General features: G+C 47.1%; 1 pseudogene. It reads left to right on the forward strand.

Annotated features, from left to right (window positions below):
• Window positions 1-272, forward strand: a pseudogene (gene fadH, locus RMT89_RS43100) (NADPH-dependent 2,4-dienoyl-CoA reductase); the annotation flags it as partial.

Below are 272 nucleotides of genomic sequence, written 5' to 3' on the forward strand. Positions count from 1 at the left end.
GTTACAGCGAAAAACCAGTAAAGTAGGCGGGGGACTTGGCAAAACGTCGGGTTGGGCGCATCGTGCTTCTTTAGTGAAAAAGGGCGTAGAGATGTTGGCTGGCGTTAACTATTTAAAAGTGGATGACGATGGCCTGTGGATTAGCATTAATGAGCAAGAACGCTGTTTACCGGTCGATAATGTGATTATTTGCGCTGGTCAGGTGCCACTGCGTGAATTACAACAAGATTTACTGGCACAAGGACAAAAGGTGCATTTGATTGGTGGTGCGG

It is taken from the genome of Streptomyces sp. P17 (assembly GCF_032436805.1).
In the GTDB taxonomy this organism is placed as follows: domain Bacteria; phylum Actinomycetota; class Actinomycetes; order Streptomycetales; family Streptomycetaceae; genus Streptomyces.